The following is an 11,429-nucleotide window of genomic DNA, read 5'->3' as shown; positions in this document are numbered from 1 at the left end:
CTGCCAAGTACATCCAGCAGAGCATCTGGGATATGAAGGCCTCGGCTTTTGCCATGGATCTGGGAGTTTCGGCCAAGACTGGTCTCCGGGGTCTGCGGGTAGCCGCTGCCCTGCTGAACTTTGGCACCAATGTCCAGTATTCCGGAGGCCAATTGGTTGACGTTTTCAACTATTATGGTTATGGTGACGGCCCGCAGCAGGTTCAAAGCTTTGAGTACATAACTAATTCTTCGCCCCTGCCGCTTTCGTACCGCTTGGGTTTGGGCTATGATGTTATCGATGGCCCTTCGCATAAACTTACCGGGGCTTTTGATTACGTCCATCCCAATGACGGCAGTGAAAAACAGAATTTAGGAATGGAATACGGATTCAACAAAATGCTGTTTGCCCGGGCCGGTTTGCGAATTGACATTGACGCCAGGGATGATGACAATGCCTATAGTCCTACTTTAGGGTTGGGTGTCAATTATGGTTTTGGAATGTTGAAAACCAAGATTGACTATGCCTTTGCCGATTATGGACCGTTAAGCACTGTTCATCGCATTGCTTTAGCCTTGGCTTTTTAACCAATCAAATCCATCCTTTTAAATAACTGGGCGGCTTGGTTGTGGAGAAACAATGGGTATAAAAAATAAATTGCCGTCCCCAAGGGTGGATATAATAATTAGTTTTGGCGCACTATTTTTGTTGTTCTTTGAAAATATTTGTTTTGGCAGCCAATGGACCATGATGTTTTATATGGCTGCCGACAACGATTTATCTGGCCAGGCTCAGATAGACATCAAAGAACTGCAGAAAATCTCCGGCCAACCGGGGGTTGACATAATAGTTCAAATTGATTCCCCTTCAGGAGCGTTCCGCTACAAAGTATTGCCACAGGGAACCAGCATCCTGGCAAGTCTGGGACAGAGCAATAGCGGATCTCCGGATGCTTTGGCCGACTTTGGCAGTTGGGCGGTGAAAACGTACCCCGCCCAGAAATATCTGCTGGCTCTGTGGGACCACGGTAGTGGTTGGAGCAAATATTCAAAATACGTTGGGTACGACCAGCATTTAAATGATTATTTGAATGTCGCTGGAGGTGAGTTAAGGTCTGCCGTGGCAGAGATAAGTTCTGCTGCCGGGCAGCCATTGGAAATAATCGTATTTGATGCCTGTTTGATGCAAATGGCTGAAGTCCTTATGGAACTTGAAGGAATGTGCCGTTATGCCGTAGGATCGGAAGCCCCTTTCCCGGTGGAGGGTATGCCATATGATCAAGCTTGGAAAAAGATAGATGGAAATACTCCGGCCGAAAGCTTGGTGGTAAGGTTAGTGAATTCCTGTAGCGTTTATGATAACCTGGGGTATCAGGTGACCTGCTCTGCTGTCGACATTAAAAGGTTGTCAGCCGCATCGCAAAATCTAAAGTCATTAGCAGGACCCCTTAAACGACTGCCGGTTTCGGCCTTCATCAGTTCCTCTGCCATCCCGGATTCTGCAGTACCGGACTCTGTCTCCTGCTTTTTTTCGTGGTACAGCTACGACTTGTCTACGATGCTTGATTTTATTGGGAATAGAATACCGGATCCGGAAAAAACCTTGGTTTTAGATGCCAGTCGTCAGTTTAAAAACAGTGTGCTGATACAGTCAATTTCTGGGAATGACTACCAAAATGCCAGTGGTGTGGCTGCATGGTATCCCAAAGGTAAAAATAATTTTGAAAGCGGGATAGAGTCTTATAATAACTTAAAATGGACAGGCCTTTCAGGGTGGGATAAAATACTTGACCAGTTGATTTTTCAGAAAGATATCACTGCTCCGGTTCCGCAAAAGGTTAAAATGAATCAAACGGCTATGGGGGGGAGGCTTGCTTGGGAAACCGGTTATGAGCCCTCTGGAATTGAGTTGTACCAGGTTCGGCACAGTAAAGCTCTGATTATTGATTTTTTTGATCAGGCCGGAACATCGGATACTTCCAATTGGACAAGAACAGGATTTGTTATAATTCCCAAGGCTGACGGAGATACTGCCTATTATTCAATTAGTGGCCAAATGACCTCAAAAAAAGCGATCCAGTTTGATTCCTCCGGCAATATTGGATTTGACACTGAGGGGATAAATGGATTTGTGGTTTTAGAGTCAAGCAGCGACAGTAGCACCGGATGGGATACCTTGGGAATTTGGAATTATTTTGGTGAAGCTCAAAATAAATATTGCTCATCCAAAATTAAAAACACAACCGCTAACATTAGAATAAGTTGGAATACATCTCATTCAGGCTGGTTATATATTGATGACATCAAAGTCTGCCATCCAGATTTTGATAAAACAGTAAAAATCAATAACACCTTCGTTCCCAGCTTTACCTTAAGCAGCCTGTCCGGCTTGAATGGATTTTACCAGATTAGAGTGATCGATAGTCTGAAAAATATTAGTTCCTGGAGTAAAGAGACATTTTACCGTTCAGATACCGATATATTAAGGGCTTGGCCCAATCCTTTTAAAAGGAATATATATATATCGTTTTTGCCTTCAAAGGAGAGTGTGACGGAGGTTAAGATATTCAACATTCTGGGTCAATATGTGGACCGGATGTCTTTGCTGGAAAAAGGAAACAACAATGGGAAAGAAGAACGTTTATATTTATGGGAGCCAAAGGTATCAATAGCAGAAGGTGTATATATCGCCCGATTGGACTCAAACACGGGTATCCGGTTGGTTAAAATGATATTTATAAGATAATAAATAATACATTAAAAACAATAAACCATTTAGGAGGGATACAAAAATGTTCCGCAAATTGTTTCCGTGGGCTATGGCTGCGCTCATTGTAGTTTTAGCGATAGCTGGCTGCAGTAAAAAGCCGACCGATTACGAGAAAACAGTTCCTGTTAATTATGCTCCCAGCGGTATGACCGCCTTTCCGGACACGAACAATGTCGTCATTAAATGGACACTTAATGCCGAGGCCGAGTCCCAGAGCGGTTTTGGCGGGTATTATGTTTATTGCACTTCCCGTTACTTAACAGGATATCAAAGTGCTTCGGATTCCATTGTTGGTTTAGCCCAGCTTCCAGCCGAAAGCCTTCAATATTTTCAAGTTCCCGGCTGCCCGTTTCCCAAAGGAGTTGATTCTGTTGTGGTAACGGTTGATCCCACCGATGGAAAAGCCCTGGTAAAAGGAACCAAATATTATTTTTATGTCCGTTCCCTGGTAGACGGCCAGCTTAGCTGGGCTGGCAACTGGGTGATGAGTTGTCCTCGGCCCATAGGCTACGGCACCATCTATGCCTACGACCTTACCGACCTAACGAACGGAAAGGCCTGCGGTTTTGCCTTTAAGGATAAAAATGGTCTTTTAAATCCTACCACATACACAATGCCGACACTCTCTTGGAAGATCACCTATGTTGATAGCACTCCTCTTAATGATATAATTCCTGGGCCGGTGCGAACAACCTATTCCAAACGTTTTGTAGCGGAAGACGAACTAAACCCGCTAGATAGCCTGATTGCACGTGGCCTTCGTACAACCAGCCCAGCAGACACCTCCGTTACCGGGTTCGTGGAATGGGATTCCTTGCATACAAATTTTAAAACTGTGTGGAAGACCAAACCCGGAGTGGATACCCTTTACCCGTTGGGGATTAAGGCTTTCGATATTGTAAAGCAAGTCAAATATGACCTTGGATCTGTCACTAATAATGCAACCTTGCTCAACAATATTGACTTGGTTTTAGAAAGAGTTGCCGGCACAACCAACCAGGTAAGATTGGCCTGTCCCCTTGTTATTTCAAACATCCCATCATCTTCGGCCTGGAGCAAAGGCCGGGAAACGTTTATTCAGGATTTTCCATCAGGATATGATGCTTCTATACCGGATGTCTTTAGCGTTACCTCCTATGGTGTTGTTTTGACTTTAGGCGAAACCGGAAATGTCTATCAGGTTAATGTAAAGGGCAATGCAATTAATGCTGCCAATAATTACGCAAAAATAAAAATTGACAGCGTGGTCACTTCCGGCAATACCATCAAGGTCTGTTTCAACTATGCTTACCAGGCGGCAATTGGAATCAAGAACTTCTAGGAAGTAATAATAAAATGTCAAAGCCAGCCTGCCAAGTATTGGCAGGCTGGCTTTGACATTTGTATGTATAAACAAGTATCTTCAAGTTATTTCGGATTCTCATAATATTTGTATTGACGGTATTAACCGTTATTTGGTAAACTTATGTGTTAAGGGCATAAACTATGTCCAACTGCCAGGCTTAATAACTTACTGAGCAATAAAAATGTATCTTTCACGGCTGGAAATATTCGGGTTTAAATCATTCCCCCAGAAGATCACGATAGAAGCGGGATCGGGGGTCACTGCCATCGTGGGGCCCAACGGCTGCGGCAAGACCAATGTGGTGGACGCCATTCGATGGTGCCTGGGCGAGCAAAGCACCAAGACCCTGCGTTCGGAGAAGATGGAGGACGTCATCTTCAACGGCACCAAGGGCGAGAAGCCGCTTTCCATGGCGGAGGTCAGCCTGATCTTCTCCAACGAGGACGGGCAGCTGGCGGTGGAGTACAACGAGGTCTCGATAACCAGGCGGCTGTTCCGCTCCGGTGAAAGCGAATATCTGATGAACAACCGCACCTGCCGGCTGAAGGACATCACCGACCTGTTTTTAAACACCGGGCTGGGGGCCGACAGCTACTCGATGATAGAGCCCCGGATGATCGAGACCATCCTGTCGGAGGACCGTACCACCCGCCGCAGCCTGTTCGAAGAGGCGGCCGGGGTGGCCAAGTACCGCCAGCAGAAAAAGACGGCCGAGCGCCGGCTGGAATCCACCAACGAGGACCTGCTGCGCCTCCAGGATATAGTGGAGGAAGTGGAGAAAAAACTGCGGTCGCTAAAACGCCAGTCCAGCAAGGCCAAGGTCTACGACCGCTTTCTGCAGGACCTGAAGGAGCTGGACCTGAAACTGGCGGCCTGGGACCATCTGCGGCTGAGCCGGGAACAGGAAAAAATGACCGCCCAGATCAAGGTATTGCAGCAACGGCGGGGCGAAATGCAGCAGCAGCTGGATGAGCAGGAACATTCCATAGGCCGGGCCCGGGAATGCCTGGAGCAGAACGAGGAGCAGATCACCGAAGTCCAGAACCGGATCGGGCTGGTATCGGAAGAGATACAGAAAATTGAGAACCGGCTGGCGGTGATCCGGGAAAGGCGGTCCGGACTGGAACAGGCCATGCAGCGCCGGGAGGGCGAGATCAAGGCCCTGCTGACGGCCATTAACCGGCTGGAGGCCCGTTCCAAGGAACATCAAAGCACCCAGGAGCAGACCTCCGTCTCCTTGGCTTCCATGACCGAACAGGTCAAGGGCCGGGAGGCCGAACTGCTGCGGCTAGAGTCCAGCCTAACCTCGGCCAAGCTGGCCCTGGGCGAGGCCCGCCACGAGCTGATGGAGGCCCTTAAAAAGGAATCCGAGGGCAAGGAGCAGATCGCCATACTGTTAAGCCGCCAGGAAAGCGCCACCAGGGAATCGGCCAAGCTTTCTGATGAACAGAAAGCCCTGCAGCAGGAGATAGAGCAAAGGGCCCAAAAACTTTCGGGGCTGATAGAACAGGTGGCGGTGGAACGCAAGGCACTGGAAGTGCTGGCCGAGGAAAGAAGCCGCCTGAGGCTTAAGTCCAAGGAGGCCCAGGACGAACTGCTGCTTTTGAACAACCAGCTGGCCCAGAACGGCTCCTTCCTATCGGGCCTGGAGAAGGAGCAGGAGCTGCTGGCCGGCCTTAATAAGCGCTATGAAGGCTACGGCCAGGGGGCCCAGCACCTGCTGTCGCAAAAGAATGAACTGGGCGCAGAGATATACCCCCTGGCTGAGCTGATACAGGTGGAGCCGGGTTACCAGCAGGCCATAGAGGCCGCCCTGGGCGAAAAACTGCAGTGGCTGGTGGTTACCGATCTCCAGGCCATGAAGCGGGCCGGGCAAATGCTTAAGGACGCCAAGGCCGGCAAGGCCACCCTGCTCCCGGCCGCGTCCTTTGCGGCCGGCTCCGGGGCCAATACGGAGAAAATATCAGGAACCAGGGGCTGGGCCGCCGATTTTATAAAATGCCCTACTCAATACCTTCCCCTGATCGCCGGCCTGCTGGATAAGACCGCCATAGTGGACAATGATACGGATATTTTCACATTGGGCCGGGAAAATCCAGGGCTGACCCTGGTAAGCCTGGAGGGGGAGAAGCTGGACCGGACCGGAGCCTTATACACCGGCGGTATGCCCCAGGGACAATTCGGGCTGCTGGAAAGGAACCAGCGGATAGAGCAGCTGGGAGTGGAGATCTCCGCCTCCCGCCAGGAGATGCAGACCAAGACCGCTCAGATCCAGTCCCTGCGGGCCAAGTCGGCCGACCTGGCCAAACGGTCCGAAGAAGTGGACCGGGAGACCGAGAAGCATCAGAAGATGCTGCTGGATTCGGAACGGATGCAGGCCGGACTGGCCGCCGATGAAGAACGGAGCCGCCAGCGGATAGGGGAGGTCTCCGTTCTGCTGGAAACGGTTTTGGCCGGAAGCGACCAGCTGGGCCGGGAGCTGAACGCCCTGCAGGATGGTTTCCTGGAATCCAGCGAAAACAACAAGGACGAAAGCCAGCTTTTGACCCTGAGGGAACAGGAGGTTCAGGGTCTGGAACAGGATCGGACCCAGAAGGCCGCCGAAGTGAACGCCCAGAAACTGGAACTCTCCGAGCTGAACGCCCGGGCCGAGGGGATCCGGCGGGAGCTGGAGGAGACCGAGAGCCGCAAGAACGAATCGCTGGAGCGGATCCAGGACCTGAGGGCCGAAGACGAAAACAGCTTTGGCAGCATGGCCCAGCTGCAGCAGGAGGCGGAATCGCTCAATGTGGAGCTGGAAAAACAATCTTCCCTGCGCAAGTCCGCCATGTCGCAGAGGGAGGAATTCCAAAAGCAAAGCCAAAGATCGCTGTCCGACCTGAAGAACGCCGAAGAGGGCATGCACAAGGTGCGGAGGGAGCACGAAGACCTGCAGCAGCAGCTTTCCCAGTCCCAGATAGACCTGGGCTCGCTGAACAACGAATACGACAACCTGGCCCAGAGGATGCAGGCCGAATACCAGACCGAGCTGGCCGGGCTGCCGCAGCCGGAAGAGTTTGACGAGAACGCCGCCCGCACCCGGACCGAAGACCTGAAGTTAAAACTCAAGAAACTGGGGCCGATCAATTTTGCGGCCTTTGAGGAGCTGAATGCCGAGGAGGAACGCTACGGGTTCCTGTCCAAACAGCGGGAAGACCTTTTGACGGCCAAGCAGGACCTGATGACCTCCATCACCAAGATCGACGAGACCGCCCGGGCCATGTTCCTGGAGACGCTGGAAGGGATCAAGAAGGGCTTCGTCCAGATATTCCAGCGGCTGTTCATCGGGGGCGAGGCCGAGATCCGGCTGACCGGCAGCGAGGATCCGCTGGAGGCCGAGATCGAGATCCTGGCCACTCCCGAAGGCAAGAGCATGAAATCCATCACCCTGCTCTCGGGCGGCGAGAAGACCCTGACCGCCACCGCCCTGCTGTTCGGCATCTACCTGGTGAAGCCGGCCCCCTTCTGCGTGCTGGACGAGATCGACGCCCCCCTGGACGACGCCAACGTCCAGAGGTTCTGCAAAATGCTCAAGGATTTTTCCGCCAGCACCCAGTTCATGGTGATCACCCACAACAAGCGGACCATGGAGGCGGCCGACCGGCTGTACGGCGTGACCATGGAACAGCCGGGGATCTCCAAGATAGTTTCGGTCAAATTCGACTGAGACCTTTAACCACATTTGTCCCGGCAGGAAGAACACGGGGAAAGACAGGGAGCGATAGATGCAAAGAGGGTATCAGTTAAGCGATCTTAAAATATGCCCCGGCCAGGGGGCGGCCTGCCCCATCCAGATGTTCATCAACCCGGACGAGGCCGAGAAAAAGTATCTGGCCACCGAGCTGAAACTGGACGAACACACCCTTGCTTCCGCCCTGGACCCGGACGAGCAGTCCCGGCTGGAATTTGAGCCCGATCATCTGGCCCTGATCTTAAAACGGCCCCAGAATTATTCGGCCCGCGAGGAGTTCCTGTTCAAGGTCTCCTCGTTCGGGCTGTTCCTGTTCAAGGACCGGCTGGTGGTGGTGGTCTCCGAGGACATCCCGCTGTTCGAAGGCAAGATATTCAACAAGGTCAGCTCGATCAACGATGCCGCCCTTAAGCTGATCTACCGGTCCATCTACCATTTTGTGGAGCATTTGAAGATCATCAACATGGTCTCCGATTCGCTGGAGTCCAAGATCAGCTCATCGATGGAGAACCGCTATCTTTTGAACCTGTTCACCCTGGAAAAAAGCCTGGTCTATTACCTCAACGCCATCAACTCCAATTCCACGGTGATCGAAAAACTCAAATCCAACTCCGCCAAGATCGGCTTTACCCAGGAGGAACACGAGTTTCTGGACGACGTCACCATCGAGAACAACCAGTGCTACAAGCAGGCCGACATCTATTCCAACATCCTGGCCGGCCTGATGGACGCCCGGGTCTCCATCGTCTCCAACAACCTCAACGTGCTGATGAAGACCCTGAACATCATCACCATCGGGATAATGGTGCCCACCTTCGTGGTCAGCGCCTTCTCCATGAACGTTAAGATCCCCATCCAGGACCATCCGCTGGCCTTCTGGATAATAATCGGCCTGGCCCTGGTTTCGGTGGCCGGGTTCATGATCTTCTGGCGTTTTAAAAAATGGTAAAAGGACGAATTCCCGAAGCAGACAGGATTTACATGATTAACGGGATTTCTAAATAAGACAAAAGTTCCTGATATTAGAAGATAAGGTGGGTGGTTTGTTTTGGAGGTGTCAGGAATTGAATGAACAAGGCGTATGAATATTTTTAAGTCGCTAAAAGAGGGGTTGAGCAAGACCCGCCAGGGGGTGTTGGGTAAAATCTCCGAACTGTTCACCGGGAAAAAAGCTCTGAGCGCTTCCGAATACGGGGAGCTGGAGGAGCTTTTGCTTTTGGCGGATGTGGGGCCCCAGGCCGCGGAAAAGCTGCTGGAATCGGTCAAGAACGGGGACCAGGAACTGACAGCCATCGAACGGCTGAAGCGGGAGATGCTCGCCATTCTTTCACAGAATTCAGAAACTTGTCCTGAGCATGGCGGCTTTGCCAAACATGCGAATGGATTCAGAATTCAGAATTCAGAATTCTTGTATAAGCCCCAGGTCTGGCTGATCGCCGGGGTCAACGGCTCGGGCAAGACCACCACCATCGGCAAACTGGGGAACCTGCTGGCCGCCAACGGCAGCAAGGTGATGCTGGCTGCGGCCGACACTTACCGGGCGGCGGCCATCGAGCAGCTGGAACTCTGGTCTAAAAAGATAGGGGCCGGTTTTGTGGGCTCGGCTCCCGGGGCCGACCCGGCCAGCGTGGCCTTTGATGCGGTCAGCGCCGCCCAGGCCCAAAATGCCGATGTTCTTCTCATAGACACCGCCGGCCGGCTGCACACCCAAAAGCACCTCCGGGATGAACTGGTAAAGGTCCATAATACCATCGCTAAAAAAATGCCGGGCGCACCCCACCAGACACTGCTGGTGCTGGACGCCACCACCGGCCAGAACGCGCTTTCCCAGGCCCGGCTTTTCTCGGAGGCCATACCGGTCAGCGGGATCGTGCTGACCAAATTAGACGGAACCGCCAAGGGCGGGATAGTGCTGGCCATCGCCCAGGAGCTGAAGGTTCCGGTGGTTCTGGCCGGGGTGGGCGAAGGGGTGGGAGACCTGAAGGTCTTTGATGCAGAAGAGTTTGTGGAGGGCGTCCTGGGATAGTTCCGGCCTGCGATAATACTTGACTTTTTACCGTCAATCAGTTATATTTATAGCACCTTCAGGGCGGGGCGTAATTCCCCGACCGGCGGTTTTAAAAGCCCGCGAATCTCCCTGCCCACGAAAAAAACGAAATATTCTAAAATAATACTTTAGGTTTAGTGTTTTTTAGTGGGCAGCAAGATTGATCCGGTGGAATTCCGGAGCCGACGGTAAGAGTCCGGATGGGAGAAGGACTGATGGATCGGTGAGATCGGATTGCTGATCAAGACTGTATAAGTGATCTTTCAATAATCCCGGTTTCATTCATCAGGCTTTAGTCCGTTCAATCCCCTGAAGCATATTTAGGGGATTTTTTCATGCCCGACACACCAGATTTAGACCTGCAATACATGGCCCAGTCATTGGCGCTGGCGGCCAAGGCCCGGGGGCGCACCTGTCCCAATCCCATGGTGGGGGCGGTGCTGGTCAATAACGGGGAGATCGTAGGCCAGGGCTATCACCAGAAGGCCGGGATGCCCCATGCCGAGATCGAAGCCCTGGCCCAGGCCGGGGAACAGGCCAGGGGGGCCACGCTGTACGTGACCCTGGAACCCTGCAACCACCAGGGCCGGACGCCGCCCTGCACGGAAGCGATAATCAAGGCCGGGATAAAAAAAGTGATCTATGCCACGGCCGATCCCAACCCCAGGGTCAGCGGGGAAGGGCACAAAACATTAACTAAAAACGGAATTGAAACGATCGGTGGAGTGATGGAACAAGAAGCGGTAAAAATGAACGAGGTCTACTTTAGCTACATGAAGAGCGGCCTGCCCTTTGTGACCCTGAAACTGGCGGTAAGCCTGGACGGCAGGATATCAATGGGGCAGGGCACCACCACGGGCCTGTCCGGAGACGAGGCCCGGCGCTATGTCCACCAGTTGCGGCTGGGGCACGAAGCGGTGATAGTGGGATCCAATACCGTGGTCACCGACGACCCGCAGCTGACGGTGCGCCTGGTGGACAACCCGGAAAGCAAGCAGCCCACCAGGTTCATAACCGACGGCAAGTTGTCGCTTTCCCTGGATTCCAAGGTGCTGACCGACGGGAAGGCCAAGACCATCATGGTCACCACCTCGGCCGCCGACCAGGACAAGAAAAAGAAGATCGAAGCCCAGGGGATAGACGTCTGGACCATCGGCAAGGATGCCAAAGGCTATGTGGACCTGAAGGCCCTGCTCCATCAGATGGGGCTGGACGAGTACTGCAGCCTTTTGGTCGAAGGCGGCGGCAAGCTGGCGGCTTCGTTCCTGAAGCTGGGTCTGGTGAACAAGGTGGTGATGATCTACACTCCCAACATCATAGGCGCCCAGGGCGTGGCGGCGGTGGGGGAACTGGGGATCACAGAACTCAAGGACGCCTTTAAGCTAAGGGACATGGAATGCCGGATGCTGGGGAAGGATGTGCTTATAGAAGGATATCTCGTAAAATGAAAATTTCAAATTGCAGCCCTTCGACATGCTCAGGGCACGAATGCAAATATTAAAATGCTTAATAACCAGTAATTAGAACCAGATGTTCACCGGGATAATTGAAATAACAGG

Annotated in this window: 7 protein-coding genes and 1 riboswitch; all 7 genes read left to right on the top strand. The window is 52.3% G+C overall.

The window, feature by feature from the left end:
* On the top strand, positions 1–566 hold a 566-nt coding region (locus tag Q7U71_09245), incomplete at its 5' end, for a hypothetical protein (protein ID MDO9391941.1).
* 52 nt (positions 567–618) lie between these two features.
* Positions 619–2,724, top strand: coding sequence for a clostripain-related cysteine peptidase (locus tag Q7U71_09240; protein ID MDO9391940.1), 2,106 nt, complete (start codon positions 619–621; stop codon positions 2,722–2,724).
* Between the two features lie 46 nt (positions 2,725–2,770).
* Complete coding sequence (locus tag Q7U71_09235) at positions 2,771–4,069, top strand: hypothetical protein (protein ID MDO9391939.1); 1,299 nt, start codon at positions 2,771–2,773, stop codon at positions 4,067–4,069.
* Between the two features lie 205 nt (positions 4,070–4,274).
* A complete protein-coding gene (gene smc / locus Q7U71_09230; protein ID MDO9391938.1) occupies positions 4,275–7,799 on the top strand; it encodes a chromosome segregation protein SMC in 3,525 nt (1,174 codons plus the stop codon).
* Between the two features lie 58 nt (positions 7,800–7,857).
* Positions 7,858–8,772: a magnesium transporter CorA family protein gene (locus tag Q7U71_09225; GenBank protein MDO9391937.1), complete on the top strand. Its 915-nt coding sequence runs from the start codon at positions 7,858–7,860 to the stop codon at positions 8,770–8,772.
* 132 nt (positions 8,773–8,904) lie between these two features.
* Positions 8,905–9,849: a signal recognition particle-docking protein FtsY gene (gene ftsY, locus Q7U71_09220; protein ID MDO9391936.1), complete on the top strand. Its 945-nt coding sequence runs from the start codon at positions 8,905–8,907 to the stop codon at positions 9,847–9,849.
* A gap of 50 nt (positions 9,850–9,899) precedes the next feature.
* Positions 9,900–10,086: riboswitch (FMN riboswitch) on the top strand.
* Between the two features lie 119 nt (positions 10,087–10,205).
* Positions 10,206–11,318 (top strand): bifunctional diaminohydroxyphosphoribosylaminopyrimidine deaminase/5-amino-6-(5-phosphoribosylamino)uracil reductase RibD, encoded by a 1,113-nt coding sequence (ribD, locus tag Q7U71_09215; protein MDO9391935.1) that lies wholly within the window; start codon positions 10,206–10,208, stop codon positions 11,316–11,318.
* The last annotated feature ends 111 nt before the right edge of the window (positions 11,319–11,429 follow it).

This window comes from bacterium, assembly GCA_030655055.1.
Lineage (GTDB): Bacteria > Edwardsbacteria > AC1 > AC1 > EtOH8 > UBA5202.
Note: the sequence above shows the minus strand (reverse complement) of the source record. Positions and strands in the feature narration are given on the sequence as shown.